Genomic DNA, 16,281 nt, shown 5'->3' with positions numbered 1-16,281 from the left:
GTCCGTTTCTTTCGGTTCTATTTTATCCGCCCAGTTCTGTTCTATTCACCAAGCGCGTCGTCGAGCAAGGCGGCAAGCTGGGCGAGATGCTTCGACATCAATCCGGTCGCCGGCGAGGCGGCGGCCGGCCGGCCGGTATAGCGCACCCGCTGGTGCTTGGCGTCGATATGCGCCAGCACCCATTCGAGATACGGATCGATGAACGACCAGGCGCCCATGTTCTTGGGCTCCTCCTGGCACCACACCATCTCGGCATTGCGGAAGCGCGACAGTTCGGTGATCAGCGCCTTGGCCGGGAACGGATAGAGCTGCTCGACGCGCAGCAGGTAGATGTCGTTGATGCCGCGCTTCTCGCGCTCTTCGTAGAGGTCGTAGTAGACCTTGCCCGAACAGAGCACGACACGGCGGATCTTCGAATCCTTGGTGAGCTTGATGGCCTGGCCCGACAGCAGCTGGGCGTCGTCCCACAACAGCCGGTGAAAGGCGCTTTCGCCCGACATTTCCGGCAGCGTCGACACCGCCCGCTTGTGGCGCAGCAGCGACTTCGGCGTCATCAGGATCAGCGGCTTGCGGAAGTCCCGCTTCAATTGCCGGCGCAAGATGTGGAAGTAGTTGGCCGGCGTCGTGACGTTGGCGACCTGCATGTTGTCTTCCGCGCAAAGCTGCAGGAAGCGCTCGAGCCGGGCCGACGAATGCTCCGGCCCCTGGCCTTCATAGCCGTGCGGCAGCAGGCAGACGAGGCCCGACATTCTGAGCCACTTGCGCTCGCCCGACGAGATGAACTGGTCGAACACCACTTGGGCGCCATTGGCGAAGTCGCCGAACTGCGCTTCCCACAGCGTCAGCGCCTTCGGCTCAGCCAGCGAGTAGCCATATTCGAAGCCGAGCACGGCCTCTTCCGACAGCATCGAGTTGATGACCTCGAACCCGGCCTGCGCCGCCGACAGATTGTTGAGTGGGATGTAGCGGGTCTCGTCGCGCTGGTCGTAGAGCACGGAATGGCGCTGCGAGAAGGTGCCGCGCTCCGAATCCTGTCCGGACAGCCGGATCGGATTGCCGTCGAGCAGGATGGCGCCGAAGGCCAGCGCCTCGGCCGTCGACCAGTCGATGCCTTCGCCCGATTCGATCGCCTGGCGGCGGTTGTCGAGGAAGCGGATGATCGTCTTGTGTGCCTCGAAATCCTTCGGCACCTCGGTCAGCTTCTTGCCGATCTCCTTCAGCGTCTTGACCGGTACCGCGGTCTTGCCGCGCCGCTGTTCGTCCTGGTTGTCGGCCGAGCGCAGGCCGGACCAGGCGCCGTCCAGCCAGTCCGCCTTGTTCGGCTTATAGTGCTGGCCGACCTCGAATTCCTGCTCGAGATGCGCCCGCCAGTCGGCCTTCATCTTTTCGAGCTCGGCCTGGCTGATATGGCCTTCGGCGATCAGCCGGTCGGCATAGATCTGCATGGTCGTCTTCTGGTTGCGGATCTTGCGATACATGATCGGCTGGGTGAAGGCCGGCTCATCGCCCTCATTGTGGCCGAAGCGGCGGTAGCAGAACATGTCCACCACGACAGGCTTGTGGAACTTCATGCGGAATTCGATCGCCACCTTGGTGGCATGGACCACGGCTTCCGGATCGTCGCCATTGACGTGGAAGATCGGCGCCTCGATCATCTTGGCCACGTCGGACGGATAGGGCGACGAACGCGAAAAGCGCGGGTTGGTGGTGAAGCCGATCTGGTTGTTGATGATGAAATGCAGCGTGCCGGCGACGCGGTGGCCGCGCAGGCCGGACAAGCCAAGGATTTCGGCAATCACGCCCTGGCCGGCAAAAGCGGCATCGCCATGCAGCAGCAGCGGCAGCACCTTGGCGCGCTCTTCCAGCGGCACGATCTCCTCGCGGCTGCGGCCAAACAGATAATCCTGCTTGGCGCGCGCCTTGCCCATCACCACCGGATCGACGATTTCCAGATGCGATGGGTTGGCGGTCAGCGACAGATGCACCTTGTTGCCGTCGAACTCGCGGTCGGATGAGGCACCGAGATGGTACTTCACGTCGCCCGAGCCTTCGACCTCGTCGGGCGCGGCCGAGCCGCCCTTGAACTCGTGGAAAATGGCGCGGTGCGGCTTGGCCATCACCTGCGACAACACGTTCAGCCGGCCGCGATGCGCCATGCCGAGCACGATCTCCTTCATGCCGAGCTGGCCGCCGCGCTTGACGATCTGCTCCAGCGCCGGGATCAGCGACTCGCCGCCATCGAGGCCGAAGCGCTTGGTTCCCTTGTACTTGACGTCGATGAACTGCTCGAAGCCTTCGGCCTCGACCAGCTTTTGCAGGATCGCCTTCTTGCCGGTGGCGGTGAAGGAGATCTCCTTGTCGGCGCCCTCGATGCGCGCCTGGATCCAGGCCTTCTCCTCGGGATCGGAAATATGCATGAATTCGACGCCGAGCGTCGAGCAATAGGTCCGGGTCAGGATGTCGAGCATCTGCCGGATGGTGCCGAATTCCAGCCCGAGCACATTGTCGAGGAAGATCGGCCGGTCGTAATCGGCTTCGGTGAAGCCGTAATTCTCCGGCGACAGCTCGTTATAATCCTCGAGCGGCTTGGCAATGCCGAGCGGATCGAGATTGGCATGCAGATGGCCGCGCATGCGAAAGGCGCGGATCATCATGATGGCGCGGACGGAATCGCGCGTCGCCTGATGCACGTCGGCGTCGGAAAGGGCTGCGCCGTTGCCGGCCGCTCTGTCCTTGACCTTCTTTTCGATGTGCTTTTCGACCAGGCCCCAATTGCCGTCCAGCGCCGAGACAAGCTCGCCATTGGCCTGCATCGGCCAGGAGGGCTTGGCCCATGAGGCGCCCTTGGCATTCTTGCGCACGTCGCCGGCGTCGTCCTTCAGCGCCGCGAAAAAGTCCTGCCATTCGGGATCGACCGACGCGGGATCGTCCTCATAAGCGGCATAGAGCGCGTCGATATAGTCGGCATTGCCGCCATAGAGAAACGAGGTAAGCGAAAACTGGTCGTTGGCCTGATCTTGTCTTGCCATTTTTTTTCCGCGGAGCGCCTGCTCCGTCTCCTTTTCAGAGCGAATAGAGAGTAGTGAGTAAGGATTTCCCTGGTTCGCGCCGTTACTCTGTTTTTCCTATTCGCTATTCACTACTCGCTACTCACTTATCCTTTGATCGCCTCGACCAGCGTCGTACCGAGCCGTGCTGGCGACGGCGATACCTTGATGCCGGCCGATTCCATCGCCGCGATCTTGTCTTCCGCGCCGCCCTTGCCGCCCGAGATGACCGCGCCCGCATGGCCCATGGTGCGGCCCGCCGGCGCCGTGCGCCCGGCGATGAAGCCCGCCATCGGCTTGCTGCGGCCACGCTTTGCCTCATCCTTGAGGAACTGCGCGGCGTCTTCCTCGGCCGAGCCGCCGATCTCACCGATCATGATGATCGACTTGGTCTCGTCGTCGGCGAGGAACATCTCCAGCACGTCGATGAACTCCGTGCCTTTGACCGGATCGCCGCCAATGCCGACGGCGGTGGTCTGGCCGAGACCGACATTGGTGGTCTGGAACACCGCCTCATAGGTAAGCGTTCCCGAGCGCGAAACAACGCCGACCGAGCCCTTGCGGAAGATGTTGCCGGGCATGATACCGATCTTGCATTGGTCGGGGGTCAGCACGCCGGGGCAGTTCGGCCCGATCAGCCGCGATTTCGAGCGGTCGAGCCTCGCCTTGACCTTGATCATGTCCATCACCGGTATGCCCTCGGTGATGCAGACGATCAGCGGGATCTCGGCCTCGATCGCTTCCAGGATCGCTTCGGCGGCACCCGCCGGCGGCACGTAGACGACCGAAGCGTTGGCGCCGGTCTTCGCCTTGCCTTCGGCTACGGTGGCGAAGATCGGCAGTGCCTCGCCCTTGGCGCCGGTCCAGATCTCGCCGCCCTTCTTGGGATGGATGCCGCCGACCATTTTCGTGCCGTGATAGGCCAGCGCCTGTTCGGTGTGGAACGTGCCGGTCTTGCCGGTCAGGCCCTGCACCAGCACCTTGGTGTTCTTGTCGACGAGAATGGACATGGTGGTCCTTTTCAAAAACCGTTGATCGGGGAAGGCCGCGCGCTCATCGTCACAACCGCTTCAGCTCGGCGACGGTCAGGTCGCTCTTGGCGTTGCCGGTGTTGAGCGTCGTCGCCGGCTCGAACATCAGCACCACAGGTTCTTCGCTCAGCGAGCGCGGCCGGTGCTCGACGGCGCGCGGCACGACGATGAACTCGCCGCTGGAAAGCTCCACCGTGCCGTCGCGGAAATCGATGGCGATGCGGCCGCGCAGCACCAGGAAGGCCTCGTCTTCATTGTCGTGCGCGTGCCAGTCGAAGACGTCGCCGAACTTGGTGATCTTGACCTGGGAATCGTTGACGTCGCCGGCAATATGCGGATCGAAGACCTTCTTGATCTTCGTATCCGCCGCCTCGACGAGGTTTATCTTGTGCGGAGGCACAGACTCAGCCCTTCACCGCCGCCACGATCTTCTTGGCCGCATCGTCGAGATCATCGGCCGACACTACGTTCAGCCCGCTGTCGTTGATGATCTTCTTGCCGAGCTCGGCATTGGTTCCTTCCAGCCGCACAACCAGCGGCACTTGCAGGCCGACCTCCTTGACCGCGGCGATGACGCCCTCAGCGATGATGTCGCACTTCATGATGCCGCCGAAGATATTGATAAGAATGCCTTTGACCGCTGGATCCTTGGTGATGATCTTGAACGCCGCCGTCACTTTTTCCTTAGACGCGCCGCCGCCGACATCGAGGAAGTTGGCCGGCTCGGCGCCGTAGAGCTTGATGATGTCCATCGTCGCCATGGCAAGGCCGGCGCCGTTGACCATGCAGCCGATATTGCCGTCGAGCGCGACATAGGCGAGGTCGTATTTCGACGCCTCGATCTCCTTCTCGTCCTCTTCGGTGGTGTCGCGCAATTCGAGCACGTCCGGGTGGCGGAACAGCGCATTGTTGTCGAACGACACTTTTGCGTCGAGCACGCGCAGCCGGCCGCTCTTCATGACGATCAGCGGGTTGATCTCGAGCAGGCTCATGTCCTTCTCGACAAATGCCTTGTAGAGGATCGGAAACAGCGTGCCACCATCTTTGGCGGCGTCGCCGTCGAGCCTCAGTGCGGCGTTGAGCGTGTTCACATCGTCGGCCGTCACGCCCTTTTCCGGGTCGATGGCGACGGTGATGATCTTTTCCGGCGTGTCGTGGGCGACCGCCTCGATGTCCATGCCGCCCTCGGTCGAGACGACGAAGGCGACGCGCCCGACCGAGCGGTCGACCAGGATCGACAGATAGAGCTCGCGCTCGATGTCAGCGCCGTCCTCGATGTAGAGCCGGTTGACCTGCTTGCCGGCCGGGCCGGTCTGCTTGGTGACCAGCGTATGGCCGAGCATCTCCTTGGCGTTGGCGACGACCTCGGCCACCGACTTCGCCAGCCTGACGCCGCCCTTCGCATCGGCGCCGAGCTCCGTGAACTTGCCCTTGCCGCGGCCGCCGGCATGGATCTGGCTCTTGACCACATAGAGCGGGCCGGGCAGCGCCTTGGCGGCGGCTTCCGCCTCGCTCGCCTTGAACACCGGCACGCCCTCGGCCACCGGTGCGCCAAAACCTTTCAGCAGCGCCTTGCCCTGATACTCATGGATGTTCATGCGCTATATCTCCAGCTTGTTTGGCGGGCTTGGTTGCCGGCTTATTTGGCCGCGAGATGCGGAGCGATCTTGACGCAGGCGTCGCACAGACCCTGCACCGCGGCGACCGAACTGTCGAACATCTTCTGTTCGCTTTTCGCCAGTTCGATCTCGATGATACGCTCGACGCCGCCGGCGCCGATCACCACGGGAACGCCGACATAGGTGTTCTTGACGCCATATTGGCCGGAAAGAAAGGCAGCACAGGGCAGCACCCGCTTCTTGTCCTTGAGATAGGCTTCGGCCATGGCGATGGCCGAGGCGGCGGGCGCGTAGAAGGCCGAACCGGTCTTGAGCAGGCCGACGATCTCGGCGCCGCCGTCGCGGGTGCGCTGCACGATCTGGTCGAGCCGCTCCTTCGAGGTCCAGCCCATCTTGATGAGGTCGGGCAGCGGGATGCCGGCAACGGTGGAATAGCGGATCATCGGCACCATGGAATCGCCGTGGCCACCGAGCACGAAGGCGGTGACATCCTCGACCGAGACCTTGAATTCCTCGGCCAGGAAATAACGGAAGCGCGAACTGTCGAGCACGCCGGCCATGCCGACGACATGGCTCTTCGGCAGGCCGGAAAACTTCTGCAGCGCCCAGACCATGGCGTCGAGCGGATTGGTGATGCAGATGACGAAGGCCTTCGGCGCGTATTTCTTGAGGCCGGCGCCGACCTGCTCCATCACCTTCAGATTGATGCCCAGAAGATCGTCGCGGCTCATGCCGGGCTTGCGCGGCACGCCGGCGGTGACGATGCAGACGTCGGCGCCCTCGATGCCGGCATAGTCGTTGACGCCGGTCAGCCTGGAGTCGAACCCATCGACCGGCGACGACTGCGCGATGTCCAGCCCCTTGCCTTGCGGGATGCCTTCGGCGATATCGAACAGCACGACGTCGCCGAGATCCTTGAGGCCGACCATGTGGGCGAGGGTGCCGCCGATCATGCCCGAGCCGATGAGCGCTATCTTGTTGCGTGCCATGTCAGGATGTTTTCCCTTTGACTATGACGGCGCCCAAATCCTTGACGATTTGATGACGGCGTCGGAGGAAGAGGCCGGAATGCTGCGGAACCGCGAAATTCGCCGCACGCAATAGCCCCGGCCGTGCAAAAATTCAAACGATTATTTTGGAGTGAGTAATTTCAATCGGTTAGAAACAATGGGACTTACGTAAACGTAAAAGTTCTGAAGCCGGCTAGAGGAATTCTACACAATGGCATTTGAAATCAGAAGGCTATTTCCGGGCGATGACGCCCTTGTGATGCGGGTTGCCGACGAGGTTTTCGATGAGCCGGTCAGGCCGGATCGACTCTCTGCCTATCTCGCGGCGCCCGGCCATTTCATGATCGTGGCCCTCGCCGACGGCGTCGTTATCGGCCAATGCGCCGCGATCGTCCACCGGCACCCGGACAAGGTGAGCGAACTCTACATAGACGAGGTCGGCGTGGCGCCGGCCTTTCAACGCCAGGGCATTGCGACGAGGATGCTCGACGCCATGTTCGCACTCGGTCGCGAGCATGGTTGTGAGGAGGCCTGGGTCGGCACCGAGCCGGACAATGTTGCTGCTCGCGCACTTTACGAGTCGCGAAAGGTGCCGCATGGGCCGGCGGAGGATTTTGTGATGTATGTTTATCGATTATAGACGCGGCGGGACGGACCCTTTTAACGATGGCTGGACAGGTGTGAAGGAGCGCTGCAGATCAGCCTGCTGGGCATCGGGCTCCTAGCCCTAAGCCTGCCGCGCCTCTGTCGATGATCCCCGCGCCTTCTGCCTTTCCACCCAATCCTCCAGCCAGTCGTGGCTCTGCATCTCGATCAGCCGCGATGCGGTGCGCTCGAACTCGAAGACCTCGTTGCCGCGCTTGGCCGTATAGAGCTGCGGCGGCGGTGCTGCGGCGCTCATCACCAGCCGCACATGATGATCGTAGAGCGTATCGACCAGCAGGATGAAGCGCTTGGCTTCGTTGCGCTTGCCTTCGCCGAGCACCGGCACATGGTCGATGAAGATGGTCGAGAAACGGCCGGCGATGGCAAGATAGTCACGGGCGCCGAGCGGCCTCTCGCAGAGATCAGCGAAGGAAAACCGCGCCGCCTCGCCGGCAGCACGCGGCACTACGACATGCCGGCCCTTCACCATCAGCATCGTCTCGGCCGTCGGCCTGCCATGCGTCATCACCGCCCAGGCGTCGTCGAGCGCATGGTCGGCGGCGGCATCGGCCGGGGTGACGTAGACCGGCATGCGGCTGAGCTTGTCGAGGCGGTAATCCTTGTCGGCGTCCAGCGCCAGCACCTGCGCGTGGCGCTCCAAGATAGCAACAAACGGCAAGAACAACTGACGGTTCAGGCCGTCACGGTAGAGCTCCTGCGGCGCGACATTGGAAGTGGCGACCAGCACCACGCCATTGGCAAACAACGCCGAAAACAACCTGGACAGGATCATCGCATCGGCGATGTCGGTGACCGAAAACTCGTCGAAGCACAGCACCCAGGCTTCCTCGGCCAGCGCGCGCGCCACCGGTGGGATCGGATCGTCCTCCTTGGCCGTGCCGTTCTTGCGAGCCTGCCGGTGCTTCTGGATGCGATCCTGCACGTCGGCCATGAAATCGTTGAAATGCACGCGGCGCTTGCGCCGCACCGGCAGCAGCTCGAAGAACATATCCATCAGCATGGTTTTGCCGCGGCCGACGCCGCCATGGATGTAGAGGCCCTTGACTGCCTCGTGCACTTCGCGCTTGCGGGCGAACAGCCACCCAAGTGCGCTTGATTTATGCGCCAGCCGCTTTGCCGATATTTCGTCGATCAGCCGGTCGAGCGCAGCGGCGATCCGCTCCTGCGCCGGGTCGCGCCCGATGGCGCCCGTCTCGACCAGATGGTCGTAGCGCTGCTTGACGGTCGCATGGGTCTGGAGGCCGTCACGCAGATGCATCGGTCACGTCGTTCTGCAGCAATTCCAGGAAAGTGTATAACGGTTTTCCGTCCGGAATTGCGTAACAATAGGGGCGGTTCGATTACCTTGTTAGCGAGATCGGCAGGCCGTTGGAAGTCTGGCCGTCGAATTTCTCGCCGCCCGAGGAATACAGCCGTGCCAGCGTGCCGCCGTTCTCGTCAAAGAGCGTCAGCTGTTTGCCGGCGACGTTCCAGGATTTGATGCCGTCGAGCGGCGCCGGGCAATGCAGCGGTCCGGCGCGATAGCCCGAGCCGAATTTGGTCTGCGGCGTCGCCACCTGACAGCTCTGGCCGGACACGCTTGCCTTCCACACGCCGGCGACGCTGGAGGCGGTCAGGTCGGCCGCGCCGGCCGGCGCCGTCCCGTCGGGCGGCAACGAGGCGACCTGGGTGTTCTGCGGCGCGGTTGGAAATTTCGACGGATCGGCCGGGCCGGGTGTCGCCGGGGGCGGCAGCTGGTTTGCAGTCACCTTGCCGGCGGGCGCAGCTTCCAGCGGCGCCGGCTGCTGCTCGTCCATTGATGAGAACCGCGAGGTTGAACAGCCGCTCGCAACGAGCGCGGCCAGCGATACGGCCAGCAGGCCGGTTTTCGAAAATCTCATTCTTCAACCTCCGTCGGATCCGGCTGGGGGGTGCCGTCCGCGCAATGTCCCTCTCACCAAGATGGAGAAGGTGGCGAAATTTCAACCCGATATGGTTAAAATACGGTTTGCGCCGCTAATGTTGCAAATTTATCGCAAAATGCACATTGCCTGGCTGATACCTCCGGGTCGGTGCGATACGGCGCGCCGGCTCCAAATCCTTGACGTTCACCTCAAATGCTTGCGCCAGCTGGCTCCGGCATTATCTCTTGGCGATCAGCAAACTGCAGGGAGCCGATTTCTTGGCCGCGAGAAAGAGAGCCGCCAACCGCTATTACAGCGGCCCGCCCAGCGATCATTTCGACGGCACCTTGTTCTTCAATCCCGACGGCCGGCCGCCGGGTCGCTTTGCCGATCTGTTGAAATGGCAATTGAGCGGCGAGCGCTCGAAATGGCCGGCGGCGAATCCGAGTCCGTTTCCACCGGCAAGACCGGTCGAGCGGATCGATGGTGCAGCGCTCCGCCTCACCATGGTCGGCCATTCCTCGCTGCTCGTCCAGACAGCCGGCCTGAACATCCTTACCGATCCGGTCTGGTCGCGGCGTGTCTCGCCAATCTCGTTCGCCGGGCCGAAACGCGTCAATCCGCCGGGCATCGCCTTTTCCCATCTGCCGCCGATCGACCTCGTGCTGGTCAGCCACAACCATTACGACCATCTCGACCTCGCCACGCTGAAGCGCCTGAAGGCAAGGCACGACCCGCTACTGCTGACGCCGCTCGGCAACGACGCCATCATCGGCGCTGCCGTTCCCGGTATGCGGCTTTCCGCGCATGACTGGGGCGATCGGGTCGATATCGGCGATGACGTCGCCGTGCATGTCGAGCCGGTGCACCACTGGTCGGCCCGCGGTACTCGCGACCGGCGCATGGCGCTGTGGGCGGGTTTCGTCGTCGAAACGCCAAGTGCAAAGATCTATTTTGCCGGCGATACCGGCTTCCACGGCGGTATCAACTACCGGCTGATGGCTGAAAAGCATGGCGGCTTCCGCCTCGCCATCCTGCCGATCGGCGCCTACGAGCCGCGCTGGTTCATGGCGCCGCATCACCAGGATCCGGAGGAGGCGGTGCAAGGCATGCTTTTGTGCAACGCTGGCTATGCCGCCGGCTGCCACTGGGGCACATTCCGGCTCACCAACGAGCCGATCGACGAGCCGGCCAGAAAGCTCGGCGAAGCACTTGGAGCCGCCGGTCTGCCGCGGGATCGTTTCCGTGCCTTGCAGCCGGGCGAAGTCTGGGACGTGCCAGAGGTTTAGCGCGGCGGCTGGCCTGACGGCGAAGGCGGCTGCAAAGCTTCCATATGCCTGGCTATATGGGCGGCGTCGCGGCCCACATATGAAAGAAGGCCGGAGCCGAAGGTATGCATCCAATGAAGGCCAAAGGCTGTCACGCCACGCTGTTGAATAGGTGCGTTGCGCGAATCGAAAATTGGTAAATCGATCCAGTTATAGTCGAAGCGATATCCCGTTCCCCAGATGACCGAGCCGACGTTCTCGCCGGAGATATCCACTGACCGGGCGCCGCCGACTTCCGCCAGGATTGGCGTTGCTGAGCGTTCATTGCCATCGCTGATGTGGTCCGAGACTTCAGGTTTCTCTGCCAACGCCTCTGCCGCGGAGACAAAATCGTCATAGGACCTATCGGCTTCAGCCAATATCTGCGAGGCATCCCCGGCCACCAACAGTTTTCCATCGGCGCATCCGAGTACACGTCCCAGCACCACTCCACCATCGTGTGCAAAACGGCGGACGTTCATATCGTAACCGCCGTTGACACCGGTTACGACGGTCGAGGGGGGATACCGCCGCTCCGGGAAACTATCGATAGTGATCTCGAAACGTCCCATTTTGTCGAACCACCACAAAACATCCTGGCCGCGATAGCGCCGCGGCACCCGACGATGCGGACTGACCGAAAGATAGACATCGCGCCCGGATTGCTGGAGTTCATCCGCAATCTGGCTGCCGGATGCACCACTGCCCACCACCAGCACCACTCCGGGGGGAAGCTCGTCGGGGTTGCGGTACCTCGAAGCGTGAACCTGGTAAACGGATCGAGGCAAATCCTTGGCCGCCGCCGGTACCATCGAACGCTGGAACGGGCCCGTCGCCACAACGACATTGCGGGCCGTCATGCTGCCGGCGTTTGTCTCCAACGCATAATCGCCGGTATCCCTGTGTCGGAGCTTCGTGACCTCCACACCCTCGCGAACCGGAGCTGCAATTTTTGCCGCATAATGCTCGATGAACCGCGTGATGGCGGTGTGGTGGGCGAATCCTTCCGGTTCAGGGTCCTGATAAGAAACCCCAGGAAGCTCTATTGCCTGGTTGATGAATTGAAACCGAAGCGAATCCCAACGCTCAGTCCGCCAGCGTCCGGCAATACGCGCGCGTTCCAACACGACATGCTCACGTTCATGTTGGTGAAGATAGTAACTCATGGCGAGCCCCGCCTGGCCGCCACCAATAATGATCGTGTCCCAACGCTCAGTCATTGGAAAACTCTATCGCCGGCCCGCCAAACACGTCGTCAGCTTACGGTCTCGGTGCGGTGAAGATCTTGGGTAAGACGAAAAAAGGGATCCAAGATTGCTTAGCAGCGAAATATCCATTCCCGGACGTCAAATCGACACAACGGTAGCGTTCATTCAACACTATGACAACATTGCATCCGTAGCTGCATATCACAGCCGGGTCCTCGACCCGCCCAGCCACCGCAGGGAACCCAAGCCCTCGCAGAAGCGTTTGTAGGTGTTCAAACCTGCCGGCTGCGAGGTGTCTCTCATGATCAGGTGGATCATCATTCTTTTGATTATCGCGGCCGCGGCAAGCCTGCTCGGCATGCCGGCACTGGCTGGAGCCGCCGCAACCGGCGCCCGCATCCTCATCGGCATCGTGCTGATCATCTTCCTGCTGATCGTGCTTGGCGTATTCGCGGTGACCTGAAAAGCATGCCGCACTGGTAATTTCGGCCGGTATCCGCCATATAGGCGCCAAATCGGCAAGAGACCTTTCGATCCATGGCAAGCGCGGCCCCTTTCGCCAAGATGAACGGTATCGGCAACGAAATCATCGTTGCCGATATGCGTGGCCGTGCCGATCGCGTAACGCCTGCGGCAGCCGTCGCGCTTAATGCCGACGCCGCGACCAGGTTCGACCAGATCATGGCGATCCACGATCCCAGGACGCCGGGCACCGCCTTTTTCATCGACATCTTGAATTCCGACGGAACCAGTGCGCAAGCCTGCGGCAACGGCATGCGCTGTGTCGTCCAGGCGCTCGCCGCCGAGACCGGCCAGAAGACATTTGCCTTTGAAACAGTCGCCGGCATCCTCAATGCCGAGGAACATCCCGACGGAATGATCTCGGTCGACATGGGCAAGCCGCGCTTTGGCTGGCGGGACATCCCGCTGGCCGAGGAGTTTCGCGACACCCGCATGATCGAACTGCAGATCGGCCCGATCGATGCGCCGGTACTGCATTCGCCGTCGGTCGTCTCGATGGGCAATCCGCACGCCATCTTCTGGGTCGACCGCGACGTCTGGTCCTATGAACTCGAGCGCTTCGGCCCGCTGCTCGAAAACCACCCGATCTTCCCTGAGCGCGCCAACATCACCATCGCGCAAGTGACTTCGCCGGAGACCATGGCCATCCGCACCTGGGAGCGCGGCGCCGGCCTGACCAAGGCCTGCGGCTCGGCTGCTTGCGCCGCCGTGGTCGCCGCGGCCCGCACCCGGCGCATCGGCCGCAGCGTCACGCTGATGACGCCCGGCGGCGGCTCGCTGCACGTCCTGTGGCGCGACGACGACCACGTCATCCTGACCGGTGCCGCCGAATGGGAATTTTCCGGCAGCTTCGATCCGTCGACCGGGGCGTGGGCGCGCGACACCGAAAGCGCCGCCTGATGGCTCCTCGTGGCAACAGGGGTATCGACGTCGTCACCTTCGGCTGCAGGCTGAACACCTATGAATCCGAGGTGATGCGGCGTGAAGCCGAAAGTGCGGGCCTCGGCGGGCTCGAAGGCGGCGCTATCATCTTCAACACCTGCGCCGTCACCGGCGAGGCGGTGCGCCAGGCCAAGCAGTCGATCAGAAAAGCCCGCCGTGAGAACCCGGCCGCCCGCATCATCGTCACCGGGTGCGCCGCGCAGACCGGCCCGCAGGATTTCGTCGCCATGGACGAGGTCGATCTCGTCCTCGGCAATGAGGAGAAGCTGAAGGCGCATTCATATCGCGCGCTGCCGGATTTCGGCGTCAACGACACCGAAAAGGCGCGCGTCAACGATATCTTTTCGGTGCGCGAAACGGCCACCCACATGGTCGACGCCATCGAGGGCCGGGCGCGCGCTTTTGTCCAGGTGCAGAACGGCTGCGACCACCGCTGCACCTTCTGCATCATTCCCTACGGTCGCGGAAATTCGCGCTCGGTCCCGATGGGCGCCGTGGTTGAGCAGGTCAAGCGACTCGCCGGCAATGGTTATGCCGAGATCGTGCTGACGGGCGTCGACATGACCAGTTTTGGCGCCGATCTGCCGGGCGCACCGAAGCTCGGCAAATTGGTCAAGACCATCCTGAAGCAGGTGCCAGACGTGAAACGCCTGCGGCTTTCTTCCATCGATTCGATCGAGGCCGACGACGATCTGCTGGACGCCATCGCCACCGAGCCGAGGCTGATGCCGCATCTGCACCTGTCGCTGCAATCGGGTGACGACATGATCCTGAAGCGGATGAAGCGCCGGCACAGCCGCGACCAGTCGATCCGCTTTTGCGAGGATGTGCGCAAACTGCGCCCCGGCATCGTTTTCGGCGCCGACATCATCGCCGGCTTCCCGACGGAGACGGATGCCATGTTCGAAAACTCGCTGGAGATCGTCGAGGAATGCGGCCTGACGCATCTCCATGTCTTCCCGTTTTCGCCGCGCCAGGGCACGCCCGCCGCGCGCATGCCGCAGCTTCGCCGCGAAATGGTCAAGCAGCGCGCCGCACGGTTGCGCGCCGCCGGCGAGGCCGCCTACCGCCGTCACCTTTCCTCGCTCGCTGGCACACGCCAGTCGATCCTGGTCGAGCGCGATGGGCTCGGCCGCACCGAAGGGTTTACGCTGGCCGTGTTGTCAGCCGGGGCGCCGGGCGACATCGTCGAGGCTGATATCGCCGGCAATGACGGTATCAGACTGATCGCCGCGCCGCTTGCCGCCCGCGCCGCCTGAGAGCGCAAGACGTGGCCGGGTTTTTCAAGAAGATATTTTCGTTCGGCAAGAAGGAAGTTGTCGAGGAGCGGCCCGACGAGACCGCACCGCTGCCGCCGATCAAATGGGACGAACTGGAGGCGCTGAAGCCGGCGGCCGAGCAGGCCGTCCCGGAGTTTTTGAAACGCGAAGAGTCGCGGCCCGAGGCAGACACTGCGCCTCCGCCGTCTGTCGAGACGGAAGCGCCGCCCGCGCCGCAGCCACCGCTCGAACCCGCACCAACCATTCCGCCCGAGCCAGAGATCCAGCCGGAGTCGGAAACGCCTGCTGAGGAGCCGGAAGAAATCCCGGCCGAGCTTGTTATTCCCGAGCCGGAGCAGCCGGAGATTGTCCAGACTGAGCCTCGGTCATCGGAAGCTGGCGCTGCCCCTCATCCGCCTGCCGGCACCTTCTCCCCGTATGGTGACGGGGAGAAGGGGGCTGATCGGCAGGCCGAGCCTCCTTTTGAAAGCGGTGAAGAAGAAGCTGCAACGCTGACGTCCCCCTCTCTCCGTCCTTCACGGGGGTCCGAAGGACCGGCGAGACAAGCGGCTCGCCCCGGAACGGGAAAGGGTGAGGGGCAGCGCGAACCTCTGCAAGATACCGCACCGCCCGCCGAGAGCCCCTCCGCAGCGCCCGAAGCGCCGCCGGCCGAAATCCCGCCTCCGCTCCGCCAGCCCGCCCCGGTCGAAACGAAACCGGTCTTGACCGAGATTGCGCCCGAACCAGAGGCCATTCCGCAACCATCGCCGGAGCCAAAACCTGCCCCCGGCAAGGTGACCGTAACCAAGAAGGTCGAGCAGAAGGCCGAGCCGCAAAGAGCGCCCGAGCCGGCGCCGAGGCGCTCCTGGTTCCAGCGCATGCGAGACGGGCTTGCCCGCTCTTCCAGGGAGTTGTCCGGCAACATCGCCGGCGTCTTCACCAAGCGCAAGCTCGACGAGGACACGCTGCAGGACCTGGAGGATGTGCTGATCCGCGCCGATCTCGGCATGGAGACGGCTTTGCGCGTTACCGACGCGCTCTCCGCCAGCCGCTACGGCAAAGATGTCTCCGAGACGGAAGTCCGCGCCATCATGGCGGCGGAGGTGGAGAAGGTGCTGACCCATGTCGCCATGCCGCTGGAACTCGACCTCAGCCACAAGCCGCATGTCATCCTGGTCGTCGGCGTCAACGGCACGGGGAAAACCACGACCATCGGCAAGCTCGCCGCAAAGCTGACCGATGGCGGCCTCTCGGTGATGCTCGCCGCCGGCGACACTTTCCGCGCCGCCGCGATCGAGCAGTTGAAGATCTGGGGCGAGCGCACCAACTCGCCGGTCATTGCCTCGAAGCTCGGCGCCGACGCCGCCGGCCTCGCTTACGACGCCTTCGAGCGGGCGAAGGAGGCCGGCTCCGACGTGCTGATCATCGACACCGCCGGGCGGCTGCAGAACAAGACCGAACTGATGGCGGAACTGGAAAAGATCGTCCGCGTGCTGGGCAAGCTCGATCCGGAAGCGCCGCACACCGTGCTGCAGACGGTCGATGCCACCACCGGCCAGAATGCGCTCAACCAGGTCGAGATCTTCCGCAATGTCGCCGGCGTCAACGGCCTGGTGATGACCAAGCTGGACGGCACGGCGCGCGGCGGTATTCTGGTGGCGATCGCGGCAAAGCACAAATTGCCGGTCTACTTCATCGGCGTCGGCGAACAGGTCGACGACCTCGAACCCTTTTCCGCAAGCGAGTTCGCCAAGGCGATCGCTGGCGTGGCTTGACGAGCATGATCC

14 protein-coding genes are annotated in these 16,281 nt (G+C 63.0%); 6 read left to right on the top strand and 8 right to left on the bottom strand.

Annotated features, from left to right (window positions below):
* Positions 1-41: 41 nt before the first annotated feature.
* The 5 genes from NKI22_RS00710 to mdh form a co-directional block, all read right to left on the bottom strand.
* Complete coding sequence (locus NKI22_RS00710) at positions 42-3,029, bottom strand: 2-oxoglutarate dehydrogenase E1 component (RefSeq protein ID WP_352717863.1); 2,988 nt, start codon at positions 3,027-3,029, stop codon at positions 42-44.
* Positions 3,030-3,154: 125 nt separating this feature from the next.
* Positions 3,155-4,057, bottom strand: a complete 903-nt coding sequence (sucD, locus tag NKI22_RS00705) for a succinate--CoA ligase subunit alpha (RefSeq protein WP_352481051.1) — start codon at positions 4,055-4,057, stop codon at positions 3,155-3,157.
* Positions 4,058-4,106: 49 nt separating this feature from the next.
* On the bottom strand, positions 4,107-4,478 hold the full coding sequence (locus tag NKI22_RS00700; RefSeq protein WP_352817275.1) for a cupin domain-containing protein: 372 nt from the start codon (positions 4,476-4,478) through the stop codon (positions 4,107-4,109).
* A 4-nt stretch (positions 4,479-4,482) separates the two neighbouring features.
* Positions 4,483-5,676: an ADP-forming succinate--CoA ligase subunit beta gene (gene sucC / locus NKI22_RS00695; RefSeq protein WP_352481052.1), complete on the bottom strand. Its 1,194-nt coding sequence runs from the start codon at positions 5,674-5,676 to the stop codon at positions 4,483-4,485.
* Positions 5,677-5,717: 41 nt separating this feature from the next.
* Positions 5,718-6,686, bottom strand: a complete 969-nt coding sequence (gene mdh / locus NKI22_RS00690) for a malate dehydrogenase (RefSeq protein ID WP_023723107.1) — start codon at positions 6,684-6,686, stop codon at positions 5,718-5,720.
* Between the two features lie 232 nt (positions 6,687-6,918).
* On the opposite strand from mdh, the gene NKI22_RS00685 reads away from it, so the two are divergent.
* Positions 6,919-7,347, top strand: coding sequence for a GNAT family N-acetyltransferase (locus NKI22_RS00685; protein WP_352817272.1), 429 nt, complete (start codon positions 6,919-6,921; stop codon positions 7,345-7,347).
* An 87-nt stretch (positions 7,348-7,434) separates the two neighbouring features.
* On the opposite strand, the gene zapE is transcribed toward NKI22_RS00685, so the two are convergent.
* Together zapE and NKI22_RS00675 are read right to left on the bottom strand one after the other, a co-directional pair.
* Complete coding sequence (zapE, locus tag NKI22_RS00680; RefSeq protein WP_352494048.1) at positions 7,435-8,631, bottom strand: cell division protein ZapE; 1,197 nt, start codon at positions 8,629-8,631, stop codon at positions 7,435-7,437.
* Between the two features lie 82 nt (positions 8,632-8,713).
* Positions 8,714-9,253: a protease inhibitor Inh/omp19 family protein gene (locus NKI22_RS00675; protein WP_023723103.1), complete on the bottom strand. Its 540-nt coding sequence runs from the start codon at positions 9,251-9,253 to the stop codon at positions 8,714-8,716.
* Positions 9,254-9,534: 281 nt separating this feature from the next.
* Here NKI22_RS00675 and NKI22_RS00670 point away from each other — a divergent pair, with 281 nt between their 5' ends.
* Positions 9,535-10,545, top strand: a complete 1,011-nt coding sequence (locus NKI22_RS00670) for an MBL fold metallo-hydrolase (RefSeq protein WP_352494047.1) — start codon at positions 9,535-9,537, stop codon at positions 10,543-10,545.
* On the opposite strand, the gene NKI22_RS00665 is transcribed toward NKI22_RS00670, so the two are convergent.
* Positions 10,542-11,783, bottom strand: a complete 1,242-nt coding sequence (locus NKI22_RS00665) for a flavin-containing monooxygenase (RefSeq protein WP_352852436.1) — start codon at positions 11,781-11,783, stop codon at positions 10,542-10,544. The two genes, NKI22_RS00670 and NKI22_RS00665, sit on opposite strands and share 4 nt — an antisense overlap.
* A 289-nt stretch (positions 11,784-12,072) precedes the next feature.
* On the opposite strand from NKI22_RS00665, the gene NKI22_RS00660 reads away from it, so the two are divergent.
* The 4 genes from NKI22_RS00660 to ftsY all read left to right on the top strand — a co-directional run bounded on the left by NKI22_RS00660 (position 12,073) and on the right by ftsY (position 16,269).
* Positions 12,073-12,234 (top strand): DUF1328 family protein, encoded by a 162-nt coding sequence (locus NKI22_RS00660; protein WP_031195454.1) that lies wholly within the window; start codon positions 12,073-12,075, stop codon positions 12,232-12,234.
* 74 nt (positions 12,235-12,308) lie between these two features.
* Entirely contained in the window at positions 12,309-13,193 is an 885-nt protein-coding gene (dapF, locus tag NKI22_RS00655; protein WP_352817266.1) for a diaminopimelate epimerase, read from the top strand.
* Positions 13,193-14,494 carry a tRNA (N(6)-L-threonylcarbamoyladenosine(37)-C(2))-methylthiotransferase MtaB gene (gene mtaB, locus NKI22_RS00650; protein WP_352817264.1) on the top strand — a complete coding sequence of 434 codons (1,302 nt, stop codon included), beginning with the start codon at positions 13,193-13,195 and terminating at the stop codon, positions 14,492-14,494. The genes dapF and mtaB overlap by 1 nt, the downstream gene beginning before the upstream one ends.
* An 11-nt stretch (positions 14,495-14,505) precedes the next feature.
* Positions 14,506-16,269: a signal recognition particle-docking protein FtsY gene (gene ftsY / locus NKI22_RS00645; RefSeq protein ID WP_352958143.1), complete on the top strand. Its 1,764-nt coding sequence runs from the start codon at positions 14,506-14,508 to the stop codon at positions 16,267-16,269.
* Positions 16,270-16,281: the final 12 nt, after the last annotated feature.

It is taken from the genome of Mesorhizobium sp. M0778 (genome assembly GCF_040320105.1).
In the GTDB taxonomy this organism is placed as follows: Bacteria; Pseudomonadota; Alphaproteobacteria; order Rhizobiales; family Rhizobiaceae; genus Mesorhizobium.
Note: the sequence above shows the minus strand (reverse complement) of the source record. Positions and strands in the feature narration are given on the sequence as shown.

Excerpts from the sequence above, each read along its gene's own strand:
- NKI22_RS00710 (WP_352717863.1), bottom strand. The coding sequence starts at position 3,029 with ATGGCAAGACAAGATCAGGCCAACGACCAGTTTTCGCTTACCTCGTTT.
- sucD (WP_352481051.1), bottom strand. The coding sequence starts at position 4,057 with ATGTCCATTCTCGTCGACAAGAACACCAAGGTGCTGGTGCAGGGCCTG.
- sucC (WP_352481052.1), bottom strand. The coding sequence starts at position 5,676 with ATGAACATCCATGAGTATCAGGGCAAGGCGCTGCTGAAAGGTTTTGGC.
- mdh (WP_023723107.1), bottom strand. The coding sequence starts at position 6,686 with ATGGCACGCAACAAGATAGCGCTCATCGGCTCGGGCATGATCGGCGGC.
- NKI22_RS00685 (WP_352817272.1), top strand. The coding sequence starts at position 6,919 with ATGGCATTTGAAATCAGAAGGCTATTTCCGGGCGATGACGCCCTTGTG.
- zapE (WP_352494048.1), bottom strand. The coding sequence starts at position 8,631 with ATGCATCTGCGTGACGGCCTCCAGACCCATGCGACCGTCAAGCAGCGC.
- NKI22_RS00675 (WP_023723103.1), bottom strand. The coding sequence starts at position 9,253 with ATGAGATTTTCGAAAACCGGCCTGCTGGCCGTATCGCTGGCCGCGCTC.
- NKI22_RS00665 (WP_352852436.1), bottom strand. The coding sequence starts at position 11,783 with ATGACTGAGCGTTGGGACACGATCATTATTGGTGGCGGCCAGGCGGGG.
- NKI22_RS00660 (WP_031195454.1), top strand. The coding sequence starts at position 12,073 with ATGATCAGGTGGATCATCATTCTTTTGATTATCGCGGCCGCGGCAAGC.
- dapF (WP_352817266.1), top strand. The coding sequence starts at position 12,309 with ATGGCAAGCGCGGCCCCTTTCGCCAAGATGAACGGTATCGGCAACGAA.
- mtaB (WP_352817264.1), top strand. The coding sequence starts at position 13,193 with ATGGCTCCTCGTGGCAACAGGGGTATCGACGTCGTCACCTTCGGCTGC.